Here is a 25767-nt window from a genome sequence, read left to right on the forward strand (position 1 = left end):
GGATCGCGGGCGTGGACGCCCTGACTCCCGACGACCCGGCCGCGATCGGCCCGTTCCGTCTCATCGGCCGGCTCGGCACCGGCGGCATGGGACGGGTGTTCCTGGCGCGCTCGGAGGGCGGCCGCGCGGTCGCCGTGAAGGTGGTCCACGCGCAGCTCGCGGAACAGGAGGAGTTCCGGCGGCGGTTCGCCCGTGAGGTGGCCGCGCTGGAGCGCGTCGGCGGCGCCGGAACCGCCCCCGTCATCGACTCCGACACCGAGGCGGCGGCCCCCTGGGTGGCGCTCGCCTACGTTCCCGGCCCGTCCCTGCGGGAGGTCGTCGGCGAGGAGTTCGGCCCGCTGCCGCCGCCCACCGTGCGGGCGCTCGCGGGCCGTCTCGCCGAGGCGCTGACCCTCATCCACGCGGCCGGGCTCGTGCACCGCGATCTGAAGCCGTCCAACATCCTGCTGACCGTGGACGGGCCGCGCGTCATCGACTTCGGTATCGCGCGGGCCGTGGACACCGTCACGACGGCGGACTCACGGGCACCGGCGCGGTGGTCGGCTCCCCCGGCTTCATGTCCCCCGAGCAGGTGCGCGGCGAGAAGCTGACGCCAGCCTCCGACGTCTTCTGCCTGGGCGCGGTCCTCGCCTACGCGGCCACCGGCACACCCCCTTTCGGTTCGGCGGACAGCGGCGCGCACGCGACCATGTTCCGTATCGCGCACGACGAACCGGATCTCACCGGCCTGCCGTCCGAACTGGCACCCCTGGTCCGCTCCTGCCTGGACAAGGACCCGTCCCGGCGCCCGCCCGCCTCGGTGCTCGCGGCCGGGGAGCGGGGCCCGGCCGGAGCCTGGCTGCCCGCGGACGTCCTCGCCCGGGTCGGCCGCAGCGCCGCGCGGGTGCTGGACGCGAACACCCCGGTGCCGGGGTCGGACCGGCGCCCGCACGATCCGACCCCGCCGGCCGGGAGCCCGGACACCGGCGAGGGTGATCCGCCCGGGAGCGGGTCCCGCCCGGCCCGGCGGCGCGGCCGGATCCTCGCCGCGACGGCCGCCGTGCTGGCGCTCGCCGGGGCGGGCACGGCCGTCGCCCTGTGGCCCGACGACGGCGCCACCGGCCCCGACGGCGACGCGGGGCGCCCGGCCGGCGCCTCGCGTACCTCCGGCGCGGTACCCGAGGTCTTCCTCGGCGCCTGGGAGGGTGTGCTCGACGGTCCGGCCGAGGCCCCGCGCTCGACCGGCCGCATCGAGATCGGTCAGGGCGCGGAGGGCGAGAAGGCAGCCGTGTACGTGACCGTCACCGGCGAACGCCTGTGCATGGGCCGGTCCGTGCTGGTCTCCGCGGACGCCGACCGGATCGTGTTCGGCGAGAGCGACGTGACCGTGAGCGTCCCGGAACAGCAGTGCACCCCAGCCGCGCACCAGACCCTCACCGTCCGCTCCCCCGACGTGCTGGAGTGGACCTCCGGCGCGGTCACCGCCACCTTCCGCAAGGCGGGCGCGGGCCCGGAGGCGGTCCCGGCGAAGTACGTCGGCACCTGGATCGAGGACGAGACGGGCCCGGAGTGGGACGGCGGCCGGGCGGATCTCTTCGAGCGCCGGGTCACGGTCACCCAGGGCCCGGTCGGCTCCGCCGTGGTCCGCTACGACACGGTGTTCCCGCGCACGGACGACGAGACGGGCGAGCCGGTCGGCGGCAGCATGAACTGCGCGTCCACGGCGGTCCTCGGCGGCGTCGGCAGCCTCCTGGTCGTCGGCCCGCCCGTGCCGGACCGCAAGGCGTCCGACGCCGACTGTCCCTGGGACGCGGCCTCCCAGAACCTGCGCACCGATCGCTTCGACGGGCGGGAGCGGCTTCTGCTGTACGGGATGAGCGCGGACGGGGAACCGGGCGAGTACGTCCGCCGCTGATGTTCCCGGCGCCCGGCCTCCTGGCCTACCGGCTGCGCGGCCCGGCCAGGGCGTCGTCACCACCCACGGGCGTCCGGCGTGCGCCGCCCCGAGGTGCCCGCGTGTGTGCGGAGTGGACGGGACCCGACGGGCCCGGGGCGTGGGCGCGCGGCCCCGCGTCGGTGCGCGGATCGCCGTGCACGGCTCACTACGCTGACGCGCGTGCGTCGTGACGAGGAACCGGGCCGTGGCGGGGAGCGGGGCGGTGACGACGAGCCCGGCGGGGCGCGGGGCCGTGACCAGGAGCGCGGCGGAGCGCGGGCCGAGGGCGCCGGGCCGTTCACGACCCGGCTGACGTGGCGCAGCGCCGAGGGCGGCACGGCCGTGTGGGAGTCGCGGGCGGTGCGCAAGCTGGGAGCGCTCACCGTCCGGACGGCGCACGAGGCGGAGGCCGTACTGCGGCCCGCGGACCGGCAGACCCTGGCCCGGCTGCGGAGGCTCAACACCCTCACCGCGATCGCCTTCACCGTCGGCGGGGCCCTGTTCGCCGCCGGGGCCGCGCTGGCGATCGCCGCGCCCGGGGAGGCGGTCGCCACCACGGTCACGTACTTCACCGGCGGGCTGTTCTTCAACACCGGCGGCTATGTCTCCCTCCTCCAGACCCTGAACGCGCCGCGCCGCTCGGCCGACGGGGACCGGCTGGAGCCCGTGCCCTGGCGCTGGTGGAGCTACGAGCCGATGCGGATCGACTGGCTCGGCACCTTCCTGCTGTTCGCCGGGACCCTGGTGTTCGGCGTCAACCTGCTGGACTCCTTCCTCCAGGGCCTGACCACCCAGCAGGCTGCCCGCCTGGTGTGGGCCCCGGACGTCATCGGCTGTGTGCTCTTCCTGATCTCCGGCCAACTCGCCCTCGCGGAGGTGTGCCACGGCCGCTCGGGCATCCGGGTGCACGACCTCGGCTGGTGGATCGTGGCCGTGAACCTGGCGGGTTCGGCGCTGTTCATGCTGGCCGCCGTCGCCGACCTGGTCACCCCGGGCTCCGAGTCGCCCGTGAGCCTGGCGGTCGCCAACTGGTGCACTCTGGCGGGGGCGTTGTGCTTCGCCGGGGCGGGCGTCCTCCAGGGCTTCGAGCACCCCTGACCGGTCGCGGCCGTGGCCCTGACCGGCTGCTCCGGCCTCTCCTTCCAGGACGACATCTGCGCCGGGGGCGAGTACCCCGTCATCTCGGTCGGCGGGACCGGTTCCGCCTGCGTCAAGGACGAGGAGAAGGTCCCGGAGGGCTACACCCGTTACCCCGAGGGCAAGGTGCCGCAGAAGGTCGACGACGAGTGGGACGTGTACTGGGACACGCACACCGTCGACGAGGACGGCGAGATCGTCGAGGTCCCCGGGGCGGCCGACGCGCCCGCCGCGGGGTGACGGGCGGTGACGCGCGTCAGTCCTCGTCCTCGTTGGGCATCACCCGGGTGACCCTGCCCTTGGGGTCGGCCTCCAGATAGCCGCTCTGGCTGTAGGCGTTCGAGAGGTAGACCTTCATGTTCTCGGGGTCGCCGAAGGTCGGGTCCTTCCCCTCGACGAGCAGGTAGCGGGAGTTCACGTCCTTGACGTTGAGCTTCTTCTCCGCCTGCCCGAGCAGGCCCGGCACCGCGTCCCAGTCGAAGCCGTCCACCTCGAAGGGGCTGTCGAGCGGGCTCACCGAACCGCTGATGATCCCCTTCTTCGCCCCCTCACCGGGCCGGTAGGTCCAGCTGTCGTAACGGCTCTTGCTGCCCTTGAGCATGACGTTGGCCGAGACGTGCTCCGGATAGACGGAGAGGGAACTCATCCGGTCCGACCCGGTGGCCTCCTTGAGCGCCTTCACGGCGGTGCGGATGCCGTCCGGGGTCAGCAGGTTCTCCGGCGCCTCCTCCGGCTCCCCCGCCGCGCCGCCGGAATCGTCACCCGCGTCCGCCGGGAGGTCCGCCGCCTTGGAGGCGGTGGGCGCCGGGCCGCGCGAACCGGACGCGACCGGGCCCGGGGACTTGGCGTCCGCGTCGCCCGAACCGTCGCGGTCGGGAAGGAAGTTCCACACCAGGACGCCCGCGAGCACCGTGGAGGCGAGCGAGGAGCCCACGGCGATGCGCCGGAAGCGCCGGCGCCGCGCCTCCTCCCGCCGCCGGGCCTCCGCGTCGCCGCCCGCCGCGATCCGCACGGCGTGGTCGCGCGGTTCCCCGCCGGGCACGGCGTACGGGGTCGGCCCGGAGGGGTACGGCGTCGGCCCGGTCGCCGGGTAGGGGGTCCCGGCCGGCGGCCACGGCGTCGCCCGGCCCGTCGTCCCCGGGCCCGTGGCGCCCGGACCCGCCGTCGGCGGGCCGAAGCCCGGGGGCGGGGTCGCGGACGGGGTCGCGGACGCGGGCGGTGCCAGCGGGTACGAGGTGGCGCCGTCCCCGGCCGGGGCCGGGCCCGTGCCCTCGGACCCCGCCGCTGCCGCTGCCGCGAGCAGCCCGTCCACCGTGTCCACGTCCGCCCGCGCCGCCGGGTCCTTGACCAGTACGGCGGCGAGCACCGGCGCGAGCACGCCCGCCCGCCGCGGAGGCGGCAACTCCTCGCTGAGCACGGCCGCGAGGGTGGCGAGGGTGGTGCCCCTGCGCAACGGGTGGTGGCCCTCGACGGCGACGTACAGCATCATCGCCAGCGACCACAGATCGGACTCCGGCCCGCCGTCGGCACCCGAGATGCGCTCGGGGGCCATGTAGTCGGGGGTGCCGATGATGGAGCCGGTCACGGTGAGCGCGGTCGACTCGCGGATGGCCGCGATGCCGAAGTCGGTGAGGACGGGGCGGCCGTCGGGGCGGAGCAGCACGTTGGCGGGCTTCACGTCCCGGTGCTGGATCCCGGCCTCGTGCGCGGCGCGCAGCGCGGCGAGCACCTCCCGGCCGAGCCGCGCGGCCTCCCGCGGCTCCATCGGCCCGCGCGCGAGCCGGTCGGCGAGGGAACCGCCGGTCACCAGCTCCATGACCAGCCAGGGGTAGGCGTGCTCGCCGCCGTCCACGACGTGGTGGATGGTGACCACGTTCGGATGGTCGACCCGGGCCAGTGCCCGGGCCTCGCGCAGCACCCGCTCGCGGAGCGTGGCCGCCGCCTCGGGGTCGTACTCGGCGAGCCCCGGATCGGGCGGCCGCACCTCCTTCAGCGCCACGGCCCGGTCCAGCACCAGATCGCGCGCCCGCCACACCATGCCCATACCGCCGCCCCCGAGCCGTGCCTCCAGCTCGAAGCGTCCGTCGATCACCCGTCTCGCGGGCTCCCCCTCGTTCATGCGGGGATGCTACGAGACTTTGGCGACAACCGGGACACGCCCCCGGTTACCGGCCGGTTCAGGACGTCCCGACAACGTGCCGCGTACGAAGCGGGCGCGCCCGTCCCCTCAGGGCCACCGGACAGAGGCACCCCCGGCCGGTCCCCGGCAGTCCGGGACCCGGCGGGCGGCCTCCGCCGGTGGCACGTCGTCCAGCGCGAAGCACAGCTGCGCGTGCAGCGACTCCGCCTCGGCGGGCGTCAGCCGCAGAGCCAGGTCGGTGTCGAAAGTGCCGGCCCGGATGAGCCACAGGTCGATCGCGAACCGCCCGTCCGCCTCCCGCCGCACGGGCTTGCCGGGCACCCTGCTGATCCGCAGCCTGCTGCCGCTGTCACTCATGCCGCCACCCCCATGACGGGCATCCCGACCTCGTGGCCGTGAATGACCCATGGCCCCGTGTCGATCCCGTCGAGCGCCAACTCCAGGGTCGTCCGGCGTTCCTGCTGCTCGTACGCGACGAGGTAGGGCCGCACCAGGGGGCCGGGGTGGTCGAGCAGCACGGTGTCGTGCTGTTCCCCGGGCACGTCCCGCTGCGCCCGCACCACGAGTTCGGCATGCTGCGCAATCGGCGTCGCACGCCGGGGGAGGAAGGGCCGGACAAGCCGACCGGATGCGCGCCGGACGGCCCGGCGGATAGTCTTGGGCATGCTGACGTGCTCCTCTGTGAAGGGCGTTGGCCACGCCCCGGGGTGCCGCTAACACCGCCGGGGCGCTTGTGTGCGTGCGGCAACGGGACCGCTACCGCGTGTAGTTGAGACGGTAGCGCGAAGAGTCAGCACTCATCAACATTTAGGCGTCACGAACACAGGAACGGCATATGCCGCAGCTGCTCACACCAGGTCGTCGAACTCCCCCGCACGGGCTCCGTCCAGAAACGCCTTGAGTTTCCGCCTGCTCGTGCGGACGACCACGGAGGGGTCGTCGCTCTCCCGCATGAGGATGTCGCCCTCGAACTCGGCCAGTTCGACGCAGTTGCCCTCCTGGTCGGAGAACGACGACTTGCGCCAGCTCACTCCGGAGAAGTCCACCCGAATCAACCCTCACATCTCTCGCAGCACCGAACGGATGAAGTCCTGAGACTCATCCGGGCTCAGTGCACGCTGCTCCACTCGGTCCAGCACGTGACGGTACTTGACGAGCTCCACCTCGGCGTGACGGAAGATCGTCCCGGGCGGCACGTCGATCTGCACCGTGTCCAGGGCCGATACCGGACCTTCGGCGTAGAGCGCGGAGGAACCGGCATTGGGGATACCGCCCGCCGCGAAGGGGATGACCAGCACGCGTACGTTGTCCCGGTCCGACTCGGCCAGGAGATGCCTCAGTTGGCGTTCCATCACCTGACGGCCGCCGAACGCCACGCGCAGCGCCGACTCATGGACGAGGAAGTCGCAGGGAAGTCCGGCCGGTGCGTCCAGCACGCGCTGCCGTGCCCCACGGAACTCGATGTTCCTGTCGAGAAGTTCCGGGGACAGCGCGGGTACGGCCTCCTCGAAGACCGCTCGCATGTAGTCGGGCTGCTGAAGCAGCCCGGGCAGATGCAGGATCAACGAGGCGCGGAGCGCAACCGCATGGTGTTCCAGCTCCGCGATGTCGACCATCGGCGCCGAGAGGGCGTCCCGGTACTCGTCCCACCAGTGCGAGCCTCGTTCGCCCGCCATCGCGGCCAAGGCGTCGACGTAGGTGGGATCCGGGCAGGCGTAGTTGGCCGCCCAGACACGCACCCGGTCAGGGCTGACGCCGAATCGCGCGGATTCGCTGTTGCTGATCGTGGTCTTGTCCACACCGTGGAGAGCAGCCGCCGCGGTCAACGACAGCCCCGCCCGCTCCCGCATGCGCCGCAACTCCGTGCCCAGCCGCCGCCTGCGCTCCGTCGGCGGCTTCCTCACGCTCACTCCCGGCCACCCCCTTCCCGCCGGGACAGCCTAGCCGCGCGCGCCGCGCCCCCGCACGCCGACGGCCCGCCCCGGGGAGCAGGTGTCCCCGGGGCGGGCCGGCGGGTGTGGGACGGGTGGGGCCTACAGGAAGGAGTTGATCTCGATCGTCTCCGTGCGGCCCGGGCCCACGCCGATCGCGGAGATCGGGGCGCCGGACATGTCCTCCAGGGCTTTCACGTACGCCTGCGCGTTCTTCGGCAGGTCGGCGAAGGTCTTGGCCTTGGTGATGTCCTCGGACCAGCCCGGCAGGGTCTCGTAGACCGGCTTCGCGTGGTGGAAGTCCGTCTGCGAGTAGGGCAGTTCCTCGACCCGCTTGCCGTCGATCTCGTACGCGACGCAGACCGGGATCTGCTCCCAGCCGGTGAGCACGTCCAGCTTGGTGAGGAAGAAGTCGGTCAGGCCGTTGACCCGGGTCGCGTAGCGGGCGATCACCGCGTCGAACCAGCCGCAGCGGCGGTCGCGGCCGGTGGTGACGCCGCGCTCGCCGCCGATGCGGCGCAGCGCCTCGCCGTCCTCGTCGAACAGCTCGGTCGGGAACGGGCCGGCGCCGACGCGGGTCGTGTACGCCTTGAGGATGCCGATGACCCGGCTGATCTTCGTCGGACCCACGCCCGCGCCCGTGCAGGCACCGCCCGCGGTCGGGTTGCTGGAGGTCACGAAGGGGTACGTGCCGTGGTCGACGTCGAGCAGGGTGCCCTGGCCGCCCTCGAAGAGGACGACCTTGCCCTCGTCGATCGCGTTGTTCAGGATCAGCGTGGTGTCCGCGACGTACGGACGGATCTGCTCCGCGTACTGGAGCATCTCCTCGACGATCTTCTCGGCCTCGATGGCGCGCCGGTTGAAGACCTTGGTCAGCAGCTGGTTCTTGGTGTCGAGGGCCGCCTCGACCTTCTGCTGGAGGATCGACTCGTCGTACAGGTCCTGCACGCGGATACCGGTGCGGTTGATCTTGTCCGCGTACGTCGGGCCGATGCCGCGCCCGGTCGTGCCGATCTTGCGCTTTCCGAGGAACCGTTCCGTCACCTTGTCGACGGTGACGTTGTACGGAGTGATCAGATGCGCGTTACCGCTGATCAGCAGCTTGGACGTGTCGACGCCGCGGTCGTTCAGCCCGCTCAGCTCGGAGAGCAGAACCGCCGGGTCCACGACGACACCGTTGCCGATGACCGGAGTGCATCCGGGCGAGAGGATTCCGGAAGGGAGGAGGTGGAGCGCATACTTCTGGTCACCGACGACCACCGTGTGGCCCGCGTTGTTGCCACCCTGATAGCGCACCACATAGTCCACGGAACCACCGAGCAGGTCAGTGGCCTTTCCCTTGCCTTCGTCACCCCACTGAGCACCGAGCAGCACAAGTGCGGGCACAGGCGTACACCCCTTCCGGGCGGGGCAAGACCAAGGTCAGGGGGCCTGAGCCGTGCCTGAGTCTTCGGACCGGTTGCCCCGGAATAGACGAAGCCCCTGGCGCAATAGCGCAAGGGGCTCTTGCACAAAGATGCTACCCGAGGAAGGACCGAGGTGTCGGCTCACGACCAGCTACTGGTGGTCATCGACCCGGTCGCCCGCAGAACGGACGGCGAATCCGTGCGTATCGCGAAGGATGTGCTGTGCGGTGGGTCGGAGGCGAAGATCTGCCTTCCCGGGGGACCCGAGGAGTTCGCCCGCGCCCTCGCCCGGCGCGGGCCGAGGCGGCCGGTCGTGGTCGGCGACGACCGCGCCCTGCTGCGCGCGGTGGCCCTGCTGCACCGCGACCGCTGGCTGGGGGACGGCGCGCTGGCCGTCGTCCCGGTCGGGGCGTCCGTGCAGCTCGCGCAGTCGCTGGGCGTACCGGCGGGCGCGGTCGCCGCGGCCCGCGCGGTCCTCGACGGCTCGGTGCGCCGGCTCGACCTGCTCGTCGACGAGTCGGACGGCGTGGTCCTCGGCGGGCTGACCATCCCCGCCCTGCGCTCCGCCGCGCGGGCCGAGGCGTCGGTGTGGAACGCGGCCCGCTCCCTGGTGCGCACCCTGGTCCGCCCGGCCCCGACGGCGCCCGCCCCGCCCCGGCCGCAGCGCCTGCGCGTGGAGGCGGACGGCGTCCTGCTCGCGGACCTGGACGAGCCGGTGGACGCGGTGTCCGTCCGGGCGGGCCGGGACGGCCGCGCCGAGGTGGTCGTCCGCCGGGCCTGCGACCCGGACCCGGTCCGCGCGGACGCGCTCACGGTCACCGTCTCCGGCCCGGACTTCCGCTACCGGGCCGACGCCCGTGTCACCGGCCCGGTCCGCACCCGCACCTGGACCCTGCGTCCGGGGGCGTGGGGGCTCACCCTGCCGGTTGCCTGACGGGGGCGAGGGCGCCGCGCGCGGGAGGGGCTAGGGCTCCCGGCACATCGAGGGGCTGGGGCGAGGGCGGACAGGAGGGAGGCGCCGTGGACGGTGAACCGGGCGGAGCGAGCGGGGCGGGCAGCGGACCGGGCCGCGCGGACGGGGCACCCACCGCGGACCGGGGCTTCGCGCACGCACCCGTCCCGGCCCCCGCGCTGGCCGACCCCCGGACCGCCGGGGCACTGCGGGCCTACCGTCGCCGGGCCGGGCGGCTGGTGCTCGGCGGCGCGCTGATCGTGATGGCCGTCGGGGCGGCGACGGCGGCGGGGATCGCGGAGCCCGTCGGGCAACTCGTGGCCCCGGTCGTCACGTTCTCCCTGATGGCGTGTGCCATCGGGCTCGGCTCGCTCGTCGTCGCCCGGCGGATGGCGGCCGCGCTCGGTGCCGGGCCCTGGCGGGCCCGCGCCGCCCGGGCCGTGCCGCAGGGCCTGCAGGCGGCCGGGGTCGTGCTCGCCGCCCCCGTCACCGGCGAGCTGCTGCCGCTGCGGGTGGTGGCGCTCCAGCAGCGCTACCCCGTGGCCGACCCGGGCCCCGCCGGGGTGCTGTGGTGGTGCGGCGACGCTTGTCGCGGGGGCGTTCTGGCCCCGCCCGGCGGCGGGGCGCTGATCTGGGCGCGCCCGGTCCGCGGGCGCCGGGAGCGGCTGCGGTACGCGCGGGTCGCGGAGGCACGGGGTATGCCGGAGCCCGCGCCGGCGGTCACGACCGCACCCGCGAGCCCGGCCGGAGCCGCCCCGCCGCCGTGGCCGGGTCAGACGTAGGACTGCAGCGTCCCGCGCCGGCGGACGTCCAGCGTCGCGCAGTGGAAGGAGCCGCCGAACGGCGCGTAGTGGAGCAGGTCGCACGGGATCGGCTCGAAGCCCCAGCGTTCGAGGGCGCGCAGCATGCCCGTGTGGTGGCGCTCGGCGATCACCCGGGTCTCGTCGATCATGAGGACGTTCATGCTGAGCCACTTCCCGCACATGGAGGTGATCCCCAGCAGCCGGTCCTCGATCGGGTCGGGCTCCGGGGCGACCAGGATCTCCCAGGAGTCCAGGACGGCGGGCAGGCGGTCGGGGTCCACGTACTCCGGGTTGATCAGTGCCCGGCCCGGCCCGAGGGGGACGAAGGTCGTGTCGATGTGCATCGGCGCGGGGCAGCGGCTCTCGATCTCGTGGACGCGGTAGCCGGGGCCGAGGTGACGGCGCAGCCACTCGATGCCCGTGCGGTTGGTGACGTTGCTGCGGGTGACGAAGAGGTCGCGGCCCGCCCGGACGAAGTCCGCCGCGTCGAAGACCGGCTCGAACTCGGTGAGGATGCGGCGGACGGGCTCGCCCGCACCGGCAGGACGGAAGCCCGGCTCGAAGAGTTCGTCCGTGAGCTGCGGTCTCGGCGCGGCCGTCCAGCGGGCGCCACGTCGGAACCAGTCCTTGAGCAGCGTCCGGTAGGAGTGGCTCTCGAAGTACCGGCAGGGCCAGGCCATCGGGGCCTCGATGATCTCGTCACCGACGACGAGGAGGCTGTCGCGCGGGCAGGTGTTGCAGAAACCCCGCGAGGACCAGTCGGGGGTGGCGAACCGTTTGCCGTGGTCGACGGGGTCCGGGCGCACGACGGTGACACCCAGGGAGCGCAGCAGGTCGATGAAGCCGTCGAGCTCCTCCTGGGCCGGACCGAGCAGCCTCCCCGGATACGCGAAGCCCGCCGCCACACCCTGGAGCCGGGCCGCCCAGCGCGGGAGGTTGCAGCCCACCACGGGGTGCCGGGAGGGGATCCGCGCGCCGTCGAGCCGTCCGACGACGACCTCCTCCAGCGGGTCCCACTCGTTGTGCGACCCGATCGGCGCGGTGGACGGTTCGGCGGTGCCGGTGCCGGTGGCCGGGACGTGGGCGCCCCGGCGGGGGCCGGTGTCCGCATCCGTGTCCGGTACGACGGCCATGGTGGACGCCTTCCGCTCGGGTGGGGCGAGTGACCGCGAGGCGCACCAGCCCGCTCAGTACGTACCCGTTGGATTCTCCCCAAAGCGGATTGTTCACGCATTTCCGCGCCTCGCGGGCGGGGGCTGCCGCACGCGCCTCGCGCGCTCCCGGCGGAGGTGCCGCCGTACGCCCGGCCCGGGAGGGCGTCGCGGAGAGCCAGGCCCCTGAGGGGGTGCCGTGAGTCCGGCCCGGGAGGAGTGCCGCCGTGGGTCCGGACCGGCCCGGCAGGTCAGGCGTCCGGGCACAGCCCGGCGGCTCAGGCGTCCGGGCCCGGCCCTGCCGCGCCCGGCGCCTCCTCCGGCCGCCCCTGTCCCGGCCCCGGCGCACCCGCCGCCCGCAGCGCCCGCCAGCGCACCAGCATCTCCCCCAGCTCCCGCTGCACGAACGCGAAGAACTCCGCCGTCTCCGCCGCCCGCGCGCCCGCCGCCGTGTCCGGGCCCATCGTCTCGGCGCCCTCGCGCAGCAGCTTCTCCCACCGGGTGAGGATCACGTCACGATGGGCGAGCGCCTCGTACCAGACCTCGTTGTAGAGCACATAGCGGTCGCGGCGGGAGCCCGGCTCGCGCTCGCGGCCGACCATACTGACCTGGGTGAGGTAGCGGATCGCCCCGGAGACCGCCGCCGGGCTGATGCGCAGCTGCTCCGCCAGCTCCGCCGAGGTCATCGACCCCGACTCGGACGCCAGCAGCGCCGCGAACACCCGCGCCGCCATCCGCTGCATGCCCGCCTCGGCCAGCTCCGACGCGAAGCGCTCCACGAAGCGCGACACCGCCTCCCCGTCGCCGCTCATCGGCCCTCGTCTCCCTTCGCCCGTCAGGACGTTCCGAGTCTATACGTGTTTCATACAGTTCCTGATCTTCATAAATTTGTGAAACATGCGTATGTTCTGAAGCATGAAGAAGGCCATCACCGTCTCCGGACTGCACAAGTCCTTCGGCCGGACCCACGCCCTGGACGGCCTCGACCTGACCGTCGGGGCGGGCGAGGTCCACGGCTTCCTCGGGCCCAACGGGTCCGGGAAGTCGACCACCATCCGGGTCCTCCTCGGGCTGCTGCGCGCCGACTCGGGCGCCGCCCAGCTCCTCGGCATGGACCCCTGGCGCGACGCCGTCGCCCTGCACCGCAGGATCGCGTACGTGCCCGGGGACGTCACCCTGTGGCGCAACCTCTCCGGCGGGGAGGTCATCGATCTGCTGGGGCGGCTGCGCGGCGGGCTGGACCCGGCGCGGCGGGCGGCGCTGGTCGAGCGCTTCGAACTCGACCCGACCAAGAAGGGGCGCACCTACTCCAAGGGCAACCGGCAGAAGGTCGCCCTGGTCGCCGCCTTCGCCTCCGACGTCGACCTGCTGATCCTGGACGAGCCGACCTCCGGCCTCGACCCGCTGATGGAGGAGGTCTTCCAGCAGTGCGTGGCGGAGGAACGGGACCGGGGCCGTACGGTCCTGCTGTCCTCGCACATCCTCAGCGAGGTCGAGACCCTCTGCGACCGGGTCTCCATCATCCGCCGGGGCCGGACCGTCGAGACCGGCACCCTGACCCAGCTGCGCCACCTCACCCGCACCAGCGTGAGCGCCGAACTGGCCGGACCGCCGAACGGTCTGGCGTCCCTCCCCGGTGTCCACGACCTCGATGTGCAGGGCACCCGGGTGCGGCTCCAGGTCGACACCGACCGGCTCGACGGAGTCCTGCGGGCGCTCACCGAGGCCGGGGTCCGCTCCCTCACCAGCACCCCGCCCACGCTGGAGGAACTGTTCCTGCGCCACTACGCGGACGGCCGGGACGGGGGCACCGGGGCCGGAAGCCACGCGGACGACGGCACCGGGGCAGGGAATCACGCGGACGACGGCACCGGGACCGGGACCGCGCACCGCACGGACGAGGAGGCGACGGCGTGACCGCCGCGCTCCCCCTCGCCGCCACCGCCCGGACCCGCCGGCCCGGACCCCTCACCGGCACGGGCACCCTGCTGCGCCTGGCGCTGCGCCGGGACCGGATCGTGCTGCCCGTGTGGGTGCTGACCATCGGGGCGCTGGTCGCGAGCGGTCCGGGCGCGCTGGGCGCCGTCTACCCCGGCGCGGCCGAACGCGCCGGGGCCGCCGCCACGATGAACGCCAACAGCTCGATGCGCTCGCTCGTCGGGCCCGTCTTCGGGGACTCGCTCGGCGCCCTGGTCGCCTGGCGGTTCGGCGTCTTCGCGGCGCTGCTGGCCGGGGCGATGAGCCTGGCGCTGGTGGTCCGGCACACCCGCGACGAGGAGGAGAGCGGCCGTCAGGAGCTGCTCTCCTCGGCGATGGTGGGCCGGCGGGCGCCGCTGACCGCCGCGCTGGCCACCGCCCTCCTCGCCAACGGGCTGGTCGCCCTGGTCGTGACCCTCGCACTGGCCCGGGAGGGCGTCGCGGGCGCCCTCGCCCTCGCCCTCGCGGTCGGCGGGACGGGCACGGTGTTCGCGGCGCTCGCCGCGTGCGTCGCCCAGATCACCGAGAGCGGGCGGCTCGCCCGGGGCGTGACGGCGGCGGCGCTGGGGGCGGCCTTCGTGCTCCGGGCGGCGGGCGACTCGGGGACCGCCGACGGCTCGTCCCCGCTCACCTGGCTCTCGCCGCTGGGATGGGCCGAGAACGTGCGCGCCTTCGCCGGGAACCGCTGGTGGGTCCTGCTGATCCCGCTCGCCGCCGCGCTCCTGTCGGCGGGGACCGCCTACGCGCTGACCGCGCGGCGGGACGTCGGCATGAGCTTCCTTGCGGCCCGCCCCGGGCCCGCCGCCGGGCGGATCGGCAGCGCGGGCGGGCTGGCGTGGCGGCTCCAGCGCGGGGCGCTGACCGGCTGGGCACTGGGCTTCCTCGCCGCCGGCACGGTCTTCGGCGGCATGGTCGACGGAGCGGCCGAGCTGGTCGGCGACAACGAGCAGACCCGGGCCGTCTTCGAGCGGATGGGTGGCACGACGGCCCTGACGGACGCGTTCGTGGCGGCGATGACAGGACTGTTCGGGCTGGTCGCCGCGCTCTGGGTGGTCCAGTCCGCGCTGCGCCTGCACGGCGAGGAGACCGCCGGGCGCGCCGAACCCGTGCTGGCCACCGCCGTGGGCCGGCTGCGCTGGGCGGCGGGCCATCTGCTGATCGCCTTCGGCGGCTCGGTGGTGATCCTGCTCCTCGCGGCGACAGGCCTCTGGCTCGGCCACGGCCGGGACGCCGGGGAGCTGTTCGCCGCCTGCCTGGTGCGGCTCCCGGCGGTGTGGACGGTCGGGGCGGTCGCGGTCCTGCTGCAGGGCGCGATCCCGCGCGCCGCCCCGGCCGCCTGGGGCGTGGCGGGCGCGGTCCTGGCGATCGGCTGGATCGGCCCGGCCCTGGACCTCCCGGAGGCGGTGCTGGACCTCTCCCCGTTCGCCCACCTCCCGCAGCTCCCGGGAGCGGCCGACCCTTCGTGGACGGGCGCGGGGGTGCTGCTCCTCCTGGCGGGCGCGCTGGTCGCGGCGGGGCTCGCCGGGCTGCGCCGGCGGGACCTGAGGGCGTGACACCCCGGGTGCGGGGCGCGTCCCACCGCCCCGCACCCGGGGCCACAGCCCGCCGCACCGGCACTCCGGGTCACCGCTCCCCGCGCCCCGCACCCGGCTCACCGCTCCGCCCGCCCCGCACCCTGCCTCACCGCTCCACGCGCAGCTCCACCCGGCTCACCGCCCCTTGCGCACCCGCACTCGGGGTCACAGCTCCACGCGCAGCTCCCGTACACCCCGGATCACGAAGCCGGGCTTCCACTCCGGTTCCGCGACCAGCCGCATCCCCGGCGCCTCCCGCAGCAACTCGCCGAACGAAGCGCCCAGTTCGACCCGCGCGAGCGGGGCGCCCAGGCAGTAGTGGATGCCCGCGCCGAAGCTGATGTGCGGGTTGTCGGCGCGGGACAGGTCCAGCTCGTCGGGACGCTCGAAACGGGCGCCGTCGCGGTTGGCCGAGCCGAAGAGGAGGGCGAGTTCGGAGCCGCGCGGGATCACCGTCCCGTCGATCTCGATGTCGTCGAGGACCCAGCGCTCGAAGAGCTGGAGCGGGGTGTCGAAGCGCATCAGCTCCTCCACCGCCGTGGGCAGCAGGGAGTGGTCGGCGCGCAGGGCGGCGAGCCGGTCCGGGTGGCGGAAGAGGGTCCACCAGCCGTTGGAGGTGGTGTTGACGGTCGCCTCGTGGCCCGCGTTCAGCAGCAGGGCGCAGGTGGAGACCATCTCCTGCTCGCTGAGGCGGTCGCCCTCGTCGTGCGCGGCGATCAGGGCCGAGACCAGGTCCTCGCCGGGGTCGGTGCGGCGGTGGGCGATCAGCTCCCGCAGATAAACGCTGAACTCGGTGGACGCCCGGACCGCCCGTGCCGCCGTCTCCTGCGACGGGTTCAGCTCGTACATCCCGCAGATGTCGGCCGACCAGGGCCGCAGCAGGGGCCGGTCGGACTCCGGGACGCCCAGCATCTCCGCGATCACGGCGACCGGCAGGGGCTCGGCCACCTCGGCCACCAGGTCGCCGCCACCGGCCTTCACCAGTGCGGCGACCAGCTCGGCCGCGAGCCGCCGGACCACCGGCTCCAGCTCGCGCACGGTCCTCGGGGTGAACGCCTTGGTGACCAGCCGCCGGATGCGCGTGTGGTCCGGCGCCTCCAGGTCGAGCAGCCCGTGGTCGTTGAGGGTGTGGAAGGGCTCGTGCGCGGCGGGCGGGGCCGGGCGGCCGAAGTCCTCGTGACCGAAGCGGTGCAGATAGGTCCGCCCGAGCCGCCGGTCCCGCAGCAGCGCCGAGACGTCGGCGTGGTGCGGGACGAGGTACTGCCGGGTGGGCGCGTACCAGTGGACGCGGCCGCGCTCGCGCAGCGCGGCGAAGGCCGGGTACGGGTCGGCGGCGAAGGCCGGGTCCTGCGGGCGGAAGAGCCGGTCCACGGGGGTGTCGGGCGCGAGGTCGTCCATGACCGGACGCTAGCCCCGCGCCCGTCTCCCTGACCAGCCCCGGGACCGGCCCGGGGCGGGACCCGCCCCGCCCCGGAGGAACCTCGCACTCCGCCGCGTCAGGCGGGCGTGACCAGCCGCGCCTCGTACGCGAAGACCGCCGCCTGGGTCCGGTCCCGCAGCCCCAGCTTCACCAGGACCCGGCTGACATGCGTCTTGATGGTGGACTCGGCGACCACCAGATGGGAGGCGATCTCCGCGTTCGACAGGCCCTGCGCGATCAGCACCAGGACCTCCGTCTCGCGCTCGGTCAGATCGCCCACCTGCGTCATCGCCGCCGGGCGGGGGTTCTCCGCCAGCTTGGAGAACTCGGTGATCAGCCGGCGGGTGACCGTCGGCGCGAGCAGCGCCTCACCGTCCGCGACCACCCGCACCCCGTCGGCCAGCTGCCGCGCGGAGGCGTCCTTCAGCAGGAAGCCCGAGGCCCCGGCGCGCAGCGCCTGGTACACGTACTCGTCGAGATCGAAGGTGGTCAGGACCAGCACTTTCGCGCCGGTGTCGGCGGCGACGATCTCCCGGGTGGCGTCGATGCCGTTCAGCTCCGGCATCCGGATGTCCATCAGGACCACGTCCGGGGCGAGTTCGGCGACCTTGGCGACCGCCTCGCGGCCGTTGACCGCCTCGCCGACGACCTCGATGTCCGGCATCGCGCCCAGCAGGACCGAGAAGCCCTCGCGGACCATGGCCTGGTCGTCGACGATCATGACGCGAATGCTCATCGGGGCTCCTCGGCCGGCTGGGACATGCCACCGGCGGACTCGGCCGCCCGGTCGGCGGCGACGGGGATGAACGCGGTCACCTCGTACCCGCCCTCGGCGGTCGGTTCGGCGGTCATCTCACCGCTGAGCATGGTGACACGCTCCCGCATCCCGGTGATGCCGTGGCCGGCCCCGCTGGTCAGGTGCGGGCGCAGTCCTTGCTGCGAGCCGGCGGCCGGGCGACGGGCGGGCTTGACCAGGCCCTGCGGGGCGGTGTTCACGATCCGCAGGCCCAGACCGCCGAGGACATAGGAGATCTCGATCTTCGCCGTGGCACCGGGGGCGTGCCGCAGCGCGTTGCTCAGCGCCTCCTGGATGATCCGGTACGCGGAGAGCTCCACGCCCGGGGGCAGCTCGCGGACCGCGCCGGTGATCGTCTTCTCGGTCTCCAGACCCGCCTCGCGGACGTTGGCCAGCAGGTTGTCGAGATCGCTCAGCATCGGCTGGGGCGCGTCGGGGGCCTGGTAGTCCTCGGCCCGGACCACCCCGAGGATGCGCCGCAGCTCGGTCAGCGCGGCGACCGCGTTCTCCCGGATCGTCGCGAACGCCTTCTCCAGTTCCTCGGGCGGGTTCTCCACCCGGTAGGGCGCGGCCTCCGCCTGGATGGCGACGACCGACATGTGGTGCGCCACCACGTCGTGCAGCTCACGGGCGATGGTGGTGCGCTCCTCCAGCAGGGTCCGCCGGTCGCGCTCGACGGCGGTGACGGTCTGCTGGGCGGCCACCTCCTGGTCGGCGTTGCGCCGGATCAGGAACATGCTCACGGCGAGCAGGATCACCGCGGACATGAACAGCATCGGCGCGGCCACCGAACTGTAGTCGCCGCGGCTGAAGGCGACGTCGGCGAAGACCGAGTACGCGGCGGTCAGCGCCCACATCCAGCCCGCAGCGCGGGGGCCGGTGCGCAGGGCGACCACGGTCATCACCGTCAGGTGGGACAGGAAGCCGGCGGGCGACCACGGCCACTCGTCGTACGCCCCGGTGAGCACGGCGACGAACGGCGAACTGAGCAGCGAGACCCACCAGGCGCCGACCGGCCGGATCAGGGTCATGACCACGGCACCCGTCGGAACCAGGCTGATCACCAGGCCGGGACCGCCCATCGGTGTGGACGCCATCGCGACGAGGAAGGTCCAGAAGGCCATGAAGAGCACGGCGGCGTGCGGCAGCCACCGCGCCGCCTCACGTATCCGGCCCTCCGGCAGACGGCGCAGCAGCGCGCCGTCCGTGCTCAGGGGAGGCAGGGGTCGGTAGGCGAACGCGTCGCGGAGCAGGTCCTGGCGGAGGCCGCTGAGCGCGCCCTCGACGAGGCGGTACTCGGGGCTGCGAGTCTTCTCGGTCACGTATCGAAGGTAAGCGGACCGGCGGCGGGGGTCGTCAGCATCGCTGCGGATCCTCGGGCATCCGCCTTGAGGATGACCTGGTCGGCGCGGGTCTCCCGGAGTCCCGGGGTGGCGGGGGTCACGGGCGGCCGGGGTTCCGGGGCGGCCGGGCCGGGGTCACGGGGCCGCCGGGCCGGGCCCCAGGTTCCCGCGGCGGGGTCCCGGCCGGCCGGGCCGGGGTCCCGGGGCGGGGCCGGGCGGCGGCCGGCCCCGCTCCCTCCGGGCCGTATCAGCGCGTCGGTCGCGTCCGGCGCGCCGGGCGCGTAGGTCGGGCCGGGCGCGGACCGCGTCCGCGGCCGTCACCAGGCGAGCTGGGCGATCTCCTCGGCCACGACCGCGCAGGCGTCGGCCGCCGGGTCGATCAGCGGGAAGTGGCCGACCTCCTCCAGCAGCGTCCAGCCGACCGTCTCGCCCGCCCGGGCCGCCGCGTCGACGAACGCCTCGCTCACGGCCTGCGGCACCACGATGTCGCTCCGGCCCTGGACGACCACGGTCGCGATGCCGGTCGGCAGCAGAACGGCGGGGTCGGTGTGCGCGGCGCGCGCCTCGTACTCCTCCTCCGGGCCGAGGAGCTGGCCGACCGCGCCGCCGCAGACGTCGAGCCCGGCGGCGGTGGCGAAGTCCGCGATCGGCGCGAGGGCGACGACGCCGCGCAGCGGGGGCGGGGCGGGCAGCCGCCAGGGCGAACCGGCGGGCAGGACGTGCCGGGCCGCCACCCAGAGCGCGAGGTGGCCGCCGGCGGAGTGCCCGGCGACGACCGTGCGCCGCAGGTCCGCCCGGGGCAGTGCCCTCGCGGCCAGTTCGGGCAGGGCGTCGAGGGCGGCGGCCACGTCGTCGAAGGTGTCCGGCCAGCGCCCGGCGACGGGGCCCGACCCGCGCTGACCGGGGATCTCCCGGCCCCGCCGGTACTCGACGTTCGCCACGGCGAGCCCCCGGCGGGCGAGGAAGTCCGCGAACGGGGTGACATGCCGCCGGTCGTACGGCGCCCGCCACGCACCGCCGTGCAGCAGGACGACCAGGGGGACGCTCGCGTGCCCGCCGCGCGGCGCGTAGAAGTCGACGAGCTGATCGGGGTGGTCGCCGTAGGGAAGGGAGGCGTCGGGCTCGACGGGAGGGTGGGAGAACGCCGACTCTTCCTCGGCGGCGTCCCGGGCGACGGGGTCCGGCATGTGCGCTCCAACAGTCCCGCGGTGCGTGCGAATTCGACCTGGCCAGCCGGGACGCTACCAGCACGGCGGGGGTCGTACGCGGCGGCCCGGACGGTCACGGCGGGCTCGTCCGCACCCGGGAGCGGACGCGCTCCCCGGGCGCCACCGGGCCCACCGTGCCCCGGACGCGAAGGAGCCGGCCCCCGAGTCCCCGACGGCCCCCGGGGGCGGCTCCCGCGTGTGCACCGCGACCGGCGCGGATCAGCCCGCCAGCACCTCCGCGAGCACCCGCGCCGCGCGCTCCGCGTCCGCGAAGCCCACGTACAGCGGGGTGAAGCCGAAGCGCAGCACGTCCGGGCGGCGCAGATCGCCGACCACTCCGCGCGCGATCAGCTCGTCCATCACCCGGGGCGCCTCCGCGCAGGCCAGCGCCACCTGGCTGCCGCGCTCCGGGTGGGCGGCGGGCGTCAGCGAGGTGACCCGGCCCTCGGGGACGTAGGCGGCGACGCACTCCAGGAAGAAGTCCGTCAGCGCCAGGCTCTTCGCCCGGACAGCCTCGATCGCGACGCCGTCCCAGACGTCGAGGGCCGCCTCCAGGGCCAGCATCGACAGGATGTCCGGCGTCCCGACCCGCCCGCGCACGGCACCCGGCGCGGGCACGTACGCGGGGGTCATGGCGAACGGGTCCTCGTGCGAGGTCCAGCCCGGCAGCGGGGAGTCGAAGGCGTCCTGGTGGCGGCAGGCGACGTAGAGGTACGCGGGCGAGCCGGGGCCGCCGTTGAGGTACTTGTACGTGCAGCCGACGGCCAGGTCGACCCCGTGCGCGTCCAGCCCGACCGGCAGCGCGCCCGCGCTGTGGCACAGGTCCCAGACGGCGAGGGCGCCCGCCGCGTGGACCGCCGCCGTGAGACCGGGCAGGTCGTGCAGCCGGCCCGAGCGGTAGTCGACGTGGTTGACCAGGGCCACCGCCGTGGCCGGACCGAGCGCGGCGGGCAGCTCGGCCGGGTCGACCGGGACGATCCGCCGGCCCGTCATCCGCGCGGCGGACTCGGCGATGTACCCGTCCGTGGGGAAGGTCGACGCGTCCACCAGCACATCGGTACGCGCCGGGTCGTCCACCAGGCGCACCGCCCCGACGACCGCCTTGAAGACGTTCACGCTGGTGGAGTCGCCCACGACCACCTGCCCGGGGGCGGCACCGACCAGCGGCGCTATCCGGTCGCCGATCCGCTCGGGCGCGGTCCACCAGTCGCCCTCGGTCCAGGAGCGGATCCGCAGCTCCCCCCACTGGCGCCGCACCACGTCGGCGACCCGGTCCGGGACGTGCGCGGGCAGCGCGCCGAGGGAGTTGCCGTCCAGGTAGACGGTGTCGTCCAGCGCGAACAGCTTCCGCGCACCGGCCAGTTCGTCTGCGGCGTCGAGCGCCGCGGCCTTTCCGGCCAGGGACTCAGACATGGCTGCGGGCCGTCCACAGCTCGGGGAAGACGTTCTTGCGGGCGCGCTTCTCCAGCCAGGCGACCCCGGCGGAGCCGCCGGTGCCGACCTTGGAGCCCATCGCCCGCCGGGTCGCCACCAGGTGGTCGTTGCGCCAGCGCCACACCAGCTCGCCGACATCGGTCAGGGCCTCGGCCAGGCGCATCAGGTCGGTGTCCTGCTCCTCGGCCCCGTACAGCTCCGCCCAGACCCGCTCGACCTCGGGCGAGGGCTCGTACTTCTGCGACAGATCGCGCTCCAGGACCCCGGCCGGGACGTCGTACCCGCGCCGGGCCAGCAGCCGCAGCACCTCGTCGTAGAGGCTCGGCTCGTGGAGGGCCTTCTCCAGCTCCGCGTGGACCCGGGGCGCGCCCCGGTGCGGGACCAGCATGGAGGCCGACTTGTCACCGAGCAGAAACTCCATCCGCCGGTACATGGCCGACTGGAAGCCGGAGCCCTCGCCGAGGGCGCTGCGGTAGGAGTTGAACTGCGCGGGGGTCAGATTGGCCAGCGGCCGCCAGGAGGCGTTCAGCGCCTCCAGCTCGCGGACCGAACGCTTGAGGGCGTCCCGGGCGACGGGGAGGTCGTCCTCGCGCAGGGCGCGCGCGGCGGTCTCCCACTCGTGGACGATCACGGTGAACCACAGCTCCATGACCTGGGTGGTCACCAGGAACACCATCTCTCCCGGGTCGTCCGAGAGGGGGTGCTGGAGGTGGGTGAGGACGTCCGCCTGCACGTAGTCCTCGTAGGGAGTGGTGCCCGCGAAATCCAGGTTCGGGGCGGCGTCATGTGACATCGCTGTCTCCTCGACGGTCCGGGTAGCGGTCCGCCCCTTCCTGATCCGGTGTGGGCCCCGGTCCCCACCGGCATCATAAGGCGAGGTTCCGGCGCGCGGACGGGTGAGATGCGCCCCCTCTCCGCCACGCCCGCGCGGGCGCACAACGGGCCCGCTCCCCCGAGGGGGCGCGGGCCCGTGTCCCTGCCGTTCGACCGCACGGCGTTCGGCGTTCGGCGTTCAGCCGAGGGTGTCGGCCGCCGTCTCGGACGACTCCCGCAGGAAGGTGGTGCAGCGCTCGTACTCGGCCTGCTCGCCGATCGCCTGCGCGGCACGGGCGAGGGCGTGCAGGGCGCGCAGGAAGCCCCGGTTGGGCTCGTGCTCCCACGGCACGGGCCCATGGCCCTTCCAGCCGTTGCGGCGCAGTACGTCCAGGCCCCGGTGGTAGCCGGTGCGTGCGTACGCGTAGGACTCGACGACGCTGCCGTTCTCGAAGGCGTCGTCGGCGAGGCGGGCCCAGGCGAGCGAGCTGGTGGGGTACTTGGCCGCCACATCGGCGGGGGACGTGCCGCTCGCGAGCAGTTCGCGCGGCTCGGGCTCGTCGGGCAGACGGGTCGGGGGCGGGCCCCCGAGCAGGTTCTCGTGGATGGACATGCCCTCAGTGTCACAGGTCACCGCGGCCGGTGTCCCGTCCGGGCGGCGCCCCGGACGGGAGGTCGTCCGCGCGGCCGGCCTCCCGTTCGCCGGCCGTGCGCCCGTCGGCGGGCTCCGGTAGCGCGGGTTCCAGCGGCGGGGACACCACACCGCAGTTGATCCGGCACTCGGGGTGGCAACGGTCGGCCTCCGGCGCGGCCGGCGGGGGCCTCCGGACCGTGGCCCAGGCGATCAGCGCCCCGGCGACCAGGACCCCGGCGCAGATCGGCATGGCCCGCCGGAAGCTCTCCCCGAACTCCTCCGCCGAGCGGTACGCCTCCGGCCCCATGCCCGCGAGGAGCGGCAGGGCCGCGACCGCGACCAGGCCCGCCGCGCGGGCGGCCGCGTTGTTGATCCCGCTGGCGATCCCGGCGCGCGCCGTGTCCACGGAGGCGAGGACGGTCGCGGTGAGCGGCGCGACCAGGGTGACCATGCCGAGGCCCATGACCAGCAGGGCGGGCAGCACGTCCCGGAGGTACGAGGCGCCCTCGCCGACGCGCAGCATCAGCATCATCCCGCCCGCGCAGAGCAGGGGTCCGACGGTGAGCGGGATGCGCGGACCGATCCGTTCGCCCAGCTCACCGGAGCGGGCGGAGAGCAGCAGCATCAGGACCGTGGTGGGCAGCAGGGCGGTGCCCGCGCCGAGGGCCGAGTAGCCGGAGACGACTTGCAGCTGGAGCACGACCAGGAAGAAGAACCCGCCGAAGGCCGCGTACACGCACAGGGTGACCACGTTGACGGCGGTGAACAGCCGGATCCGGAACAGCGACAGGGGCAGCATCGGCTTGGGCCGCCGGTGCTCGACGAGGACGAAGGCCACCGCGACCACCACGCCCGCCAGCCCCGCCCAGACGCTCGCGTCGATCAGCGCGTAGGTCACCAGCCCCAGGGCGAGCGCCCCGAGCACCGCGCCCGGCACGTCGAACCGGCCGCTCGCGTGCGGGTCGCGCGACTCGGGGACGTGCCGCAGGGCGACGGGCACGCAGACGGCGGCCAGCGGGACGTTGAGCAGGAACACCCAGCGCCAGCCGGGCCCGTCGACCAGCCAGCCGCCCACGAACGGCCCGATCGCCGCGCCGACGCCGCCGAACCCGGACCACAGTCCCACCGCGCGGGCCCGGTCGTCGGGATGGAAACTCGCCTGGATCAGCGCGAGGGACCCGGGGGTCAGCAGCGCCCCGCCGATCCCCTGGAGGGCACGGGCGGCCACCAGGATCTCGCCGTTGGGCGCGATCCCGCAGAGCAGCGAGCCGATCGCGAACCAGACCACCCCGAGGACGAAGATCCGCCGCCGCCCGTACCGGTCGCCCAGGGCGCCGCCGAGGAGGATCAGTCCGGCGAGCGTGAGCATGTAGGCGTTGACGGTCCACTGGAGGACGGACAGCTCGGCGTCGAGGTCCCGGCCGATCCGGGGCAGGGCGACGTTGACGACGGTGGAGTCCAGCAGCGCCATCCCGGACCCGAGGACGGTGGTCAGCACCACCCACCGGCCGGCCGGCGAGGCGAGCCGGATGTCCGGCCCGGGCGGGTCCTGGGCGGCACCCGCCGCACCGGCCGGCACGGGACCTGGCACGTCAGCGCCCTCGGCGTCCTCCGCACCGGGCGCGCCGGGGGCGGCGTCCCCGGCGGGGCCGGGCTGCGCGGGGCCGCCGTGCTCGGCGGGCGCCCGGCCCGGCGCGGGGCCTGGCTCCGTCTCCCCCTCCGGCGCGCGGCGGTGGCGGTGGCGGTCGGGGTCCGGCGGCTCCTCGTCCCGGCGATTGGCCATACCGCGATGATCCCAGCCGCCCGCCCACCCGACGACCCGGCGTGCGAGGAGAAGAACGGCCCGGTCCGCGCCGGGCCGTCCGATCGGCCGAGCCGGGCCCCGCCCGACCGCTCCCGCCGCGTCAGCCGCGCCCCGCGCGGAGCCGGGTCACCGCGCTGATCAGCGCGTCCACGCCCCGTTCCGCCTTGGCCCGGGGACAGCCCACGTTGAGGCGGACGAAGCCGGGGCAGCCGTACGTCCCGCCGGGCATCACCGCGACCCGCTCCGTGTCGATCAGCTCCCGTTGCAGCGTCTCCTCGGAGACGGTCGTCCCGATGCCGAGGGGCCGCAGGTCGATCCAGGCCAGGTAGCCCGCCTCCGGCGGCCGCCACCCCAGCTCGGGGAAGGCCGCGTCCAGCCGCTCCGCCATCAGCCGCAGGTTGCCCGCCACATATCCGCGCAGCGCGTCCAGCCAGGGACCGCCCTCCCGGTACGCGGCGATGTGCGCGGTGAGCGAGAGCACCGCGGGCGAGGCGAGCCCCTCCCCCGTCCGCATCCGGCGCAGGAACTCCGCGTGGTCGGCCGCGTCCCCGACCAGCCCGTAGGAGCCGGTCAGCGCGGGGAAGTTGAACGCCTTGGTCGCGGAGGTGATCAGCGCCCAGCGGCCCGTGGCGAACCTCGTCCAGGGCAGATGGACGCCGCCCTCGTGGACCAGGTCGGAGTGGATCTCGTCGCTGACGACGGCGACACCGTGCGCCCGGGCCAGCTCCGCGGTGCGGCGCAGTTCGGCCTCCGTCCACACCCGGCCGGTCGGGTTGTGGGGCGAGCAGAGCACCAGGACCCTGCTGTCCGGGCGGGCGAGCTGCGCCTCCAGTGCCTTCTCGTCGCCCACGGGCACCCCGCGCAGCTCCCGCCCGAGGCCGTCGATCGCCTTGCGGAACCCGTCGTAGGTCGGGGTGTGGACGACCACACCCTCGCCCGGCTCCGTCCACATCCTCAGCAGTTGCGAGAGCTGGTTGAGCACCGAGGGCGCGTACACCAGCCGGTCGGTGTCGATCCGCGTCCCGTGGCGGCGGGCGAACCAGTCCCGGACGGCGGAGAGGAAGTCCTCGTGCTGCCAGTCCGTGTAGCCGAACACCCCGTGGTCGATCCGGCTCCGCAGCGCGTCGAGCACCGCGGGCGGCGAGGGGAAGTCCATGTCGGAGATGGTGAACGGCAGCAGCCCGTCCACCCCGAACCGGTCGGCCACCCCGTCCCACTGGACGCACCAGGTGCCCCGGCGGTCCACCACCGCGTCGAAGTCGAAGCCCGCCCCCGGACCACCGGACGCCGTTGTCCCCGATCCCATCCGCTTCCCTCCCTGTTTCCTCG

General features: G+C 74.5%; 23 protein-coding genes and 1 pseudogene. 7 read left to right on the top strand and 17 right to left on the bottom strand.

What is annotated here, in order from left to right; translation table 11 throughout:
- Positions 1-11 precede the first annotated feature (11 nt).
- The 3 genes and pseudogenes from C593_RS28735 (at position 12) to C593_RS28740 (ending at position 3292) form a co-directional block, all read left to right on the top strand.
- Positions 12-1894 (top strand): annotated as a pseudogene (locus C593_RS28735) (serine/threonine-protein kinase).
- Between the two features lie 201 nt (positions 1895-2095).
- The gene (locus tag C593_RS0103350) at positions 2096-3013 is read left to right on the top strand and encodes a hypothetical protein (RefSeq protein ID WP_018845897.1); all 918 of its coding nucleotides are present in this window, start codon (positions 2096-2098) and stop codon (positions 3011-3013) included.
- Positions 3014-3025: 12 nt separating this feature from the next.
- Positions 3026-3292, top strand: coding sequence for an SCO0607 family lipoprotein (locus C593_RS28740; protein WP_018845898.1), 267 nt, complete (start codon positions 3026-3028; stop codon positions 3290-3292).
- A 16-nt stretch (positions 3293-3308) separates the two neighbouring features.
- Here the strand turns inward: C593_RS28740 and C593_RS0103360 are convergent, their stop codons facing one another.
- The 6 genes from C593_RS0103360 to C593_RS0103385 all read right to left on the bottom strand — a co-directional run bounded on the left by C593_RS0103360 (position 3309) and on the right by C593_RS0103385 (position 8509).
- On the bottom strand, positions 3309-5171 hold the full coding sequence (locus C593_RS0103360; protein WP_026277307.1) for a serine/threonine-protein kinase: 1863 nt from the start codon (positions 5169-5171) through the stop codon (positions 3309-3311).
- 108 nt (positions 5172-5279) lie between these two features.
- Positions 5280-5549 carry a hypothetical protein gene (locus C593_RS0103365; RefSeq protein ID WP_026277308.1) on the bottom strand — a complete coding sequence of 90 codons (270 nt, stop codon included), beginning with the start codon at positions 5547-5549 and terminating at the stop codon, positions 5280-5282.
- Positions 5546-5857 (bottom strand): hypothetical protein, encoded by a 312-nt coding sequence (locus C593_RS0103370; protein WP_018845901.1) that lies wholly within the window; start codon positions 5855-5857, stop codon positions 5546-5548. The genes C593_RS0103365 and C593_RS0103370 overlap by 4 nt, the downstream gene beginning before the upstream one ends.
- A 183-nt stretch (positions 5858-6040) precedes the next feature.
- Entirely contained in the window at positions 6041-6238 is a 198-nt protein-coding gene (locus C593_RS0103375; protein ID WP_018845902.1) for a DUF397 domain-containing protein, read from the bottom strand.
- Between the two features lie 12 nt (positions 6239-6250).
- Positions 6251-7102: a Scr1 family TA system antitoxin-like transcriptional regulator gene (locus C593_RS0103380; RefSeq protein ID WP_106434540.1), complete on the bottom strand. Its 852-nt coding sequence runs from the start codon at positions 7100-7102 to the stop codon at positions 6251-6253.
- 123 nt (positions 7103-7225) lie between these two features.
- Positions 7226-8509 carry an adenylosuccinate synthase gene (locus C593_RS0103385; protein WP_026277309.1) on the bottom strand — a complete coding sequence of 428 codons (1284 nt, stop codon included), beginning with the start codon at positions 8507-8509 and terminating at the stop codon, positions 7226-7228.
- A gap of 153 nt (positions 8510-8662) precedes the next feature.
- Here C593_RS0103385 and C593_RS0103390 point away from each other — a divergent pair, with 153 nt between their 5' ends.
- Positions 8663-9463, top strand: coding sequence for a hypothetical protein (locus C593_RS0103390; protein ID WP_026277310.1), 801 nt, complete (start codon positions 8663-8665; stop codon positions 9461-9463).
- 86 nt (positions 9464-9549) lie between these two features.
- Positions 9550-10263, top strand: a complete 714-nt coding sequence (locus C593_RS0103395; RefSeq protein ID WP_018845906.1) for a hypothetical protein — start codon at positions 9550-9552, stop codon at positions 10261-10263.
- Here the strand turns inward: C593_RS0103395 and C593_RS0103400 are convergent.
- Both C593_RS0103400 and C593_RS28745 read right to left on the bottom strand, forming a co-directional pair.
- The gene (locus C593_RS0103400) at positions 10254-11417 is read right to left on the bottom strand and encodes an amidinotransferase domain-containing protein (protein ID WP_018845907.1); all 1164 of its coding nucleotides are present in this window, start codon (positions 11415-11417) and stop codon (positions 10254-10256) included. The two genes, C593_RS0103395 and C593_RS0103400, sit on opposite strands and share 10 nt — an antisense overlap.
- Before the next feature lie 296 nt (positions 11418-11713).
- Positions 11714-12247, bottom strand: a complete 534-nt coding sequence (locus tag C593_RS28745) for a MarR family transcriptional regulator (RefSeq protein ID WP_018845908.1) — start codon at positions 12245-12247, stop codon at positions 11714-11716.
- A gap of 103 nt (positions 12248-12350) precedes the next feature.
- Here C593_RS28745 and C593_RS0103410 point away from each other — a divergent pair, with 103 nt between their 5' ends.
- Positions 12351-13352, top strand: a complete 1002-nt coding sequence (locus C593_RS0103410) for an ABC transporter ATP-binding protein (protein WP_018845909.1) — start codon at positions 12351-12353, stop codon at positions 13350-13352.
- On the top strand, positions 13349-14965 hold the full coding sequence (locus C593_RS0103415) for a hypothetical protein (RefSeq protein ID WP_018845910.1): 1617 nt from the start codon (positions 13349-13351) through the stop codon (positions 14963-14965). The genes C593_RS0103410 and C593_RS0103415 overlap by 4 nt, the downstream gene beginning before the upstream one ends.
- 186 nt (positions 14966-15151) lie before the next feature.
- Here the strand turns inward: C593_RS0103415 and C593_RS0103420 are convergent, their stop codons facing one another.
- The 9 genes from C593_RS0103420 to C593_RS0103460 all read right to left on the bottom strand — a co-directional run bounded on the left by C593_RS0103420 (position 15152) and on the right by C593_RS0103460 (position 25744).
- Complete coding sequence (locus C593_RS0103420; protein WP_018845911.1) at positions 15152-16384, bottom strand: cytochrome P450; 1233 nt, start codon at positions 16382-16384, stop codon at positions 15152-15154.
- 98 nt (positions 16385-16482) lie between these two features.
- Positions 16483-17142 carry a response regulator gene (locus tag C593_RS0103425; RefSeq protein WP_018845912.1) on the bottom strand — a complete coding sequence of 220 codons (660 nt, stop codon included), beginning with the start codon at positions 17140-17142 and terminating at the stop codon, positions 16483-16485.
- Positions 17139-18524, bottom strand: a complete 1386-nt coding sequence (locus C593_RS0103430) for a histidine kinase (RefSeq protein WP_018845913.1) — start codon at positions 18522-18524, stop codon at positions 17139-17141. The genes C593_RS0103425 and C593_RS0103430 overlap by 4 nt, the downstream gene beginning before the upstream one ends.
- A gap of 338 nt (positions 18525-18862) precedes the next feature.
- Positions 18863-19732, bottom strand: coding sequence for an alpha/beta hydrolase (locus C593_RS0103435; protein ID WP_018845914.1), 870 nt, complete (start codon positions 19730-19732; stop codon positions 18863-18865).
- Between the two features lie 240 nt (positions 19733-19972).
- Positions 19973-21166, bottom strand: coding sequence for a kynureninase (gene kynU / locus C593_RS0103440; RefSeq protein WP_018845915.1), 1194 nt, complete (start codon positions 21164-21166; stop codon positions 19973-19975).
- Positions 21159-21980, bottom strand: a complete 822-nt coding sequence (locus C593_RS0103445; protein ID WP_018845916.1) for a tryptophan 2,3-dioxygenase family protein — start codon at positions 21978-21980, stop codon at positions 21159-21161. The genes kynU and C593_RS0103445 overlap by 8 nt, the downstream gene beginning before the upstream one ends.
- Before the next feature lie 219 nt (positions 21981-22199).
- Positions 22200-22613 carry a DUF3151 domain-containing protein gene (locus C593_RS0103450; RefSeq protein ID WP_018845917.1) on the bottom strand — a complete coding sequence of 138 codons (414 nt, stop codon included), beginning with the start codon at positions 22611-22613 and terminating at the stop codon, positions 22200-22202.
- Positions 22614-22623: 10 nt separating this feature from the next.
- Positions 22624-24417 carry a DHA2 family efflux MFS transporter permease subunit gene (locus tag C593_RS0103455; protein ID WP_018845918.1) on the bottom strand — a complete coding sequence of 598 codons (1794 nt, stop codon included), beginning with the start codon at positions 24415-24417 and terminating at the stop codon, positions 22624-22626.
- 121 nt (positions 24418-24538) lie between these two features.
- Positions 24539-25744 carry a MalY/PatB family protein gene (locus tag C593_RS0103460; RefSeq protein WP_018845919.1) on the bottom strand — a complete coding sequence of 402 codons (1206 nt, stop codon included), beginning with the start codon at positions 25742-25744 and terminating at the stop codon, positions 24539-24541.
- Positions 25745-25767: the final 23 nt, after the last annotated feature.

Source organism: Streptomyces sp. CNT372 (genome assembly GCF_000377145.1).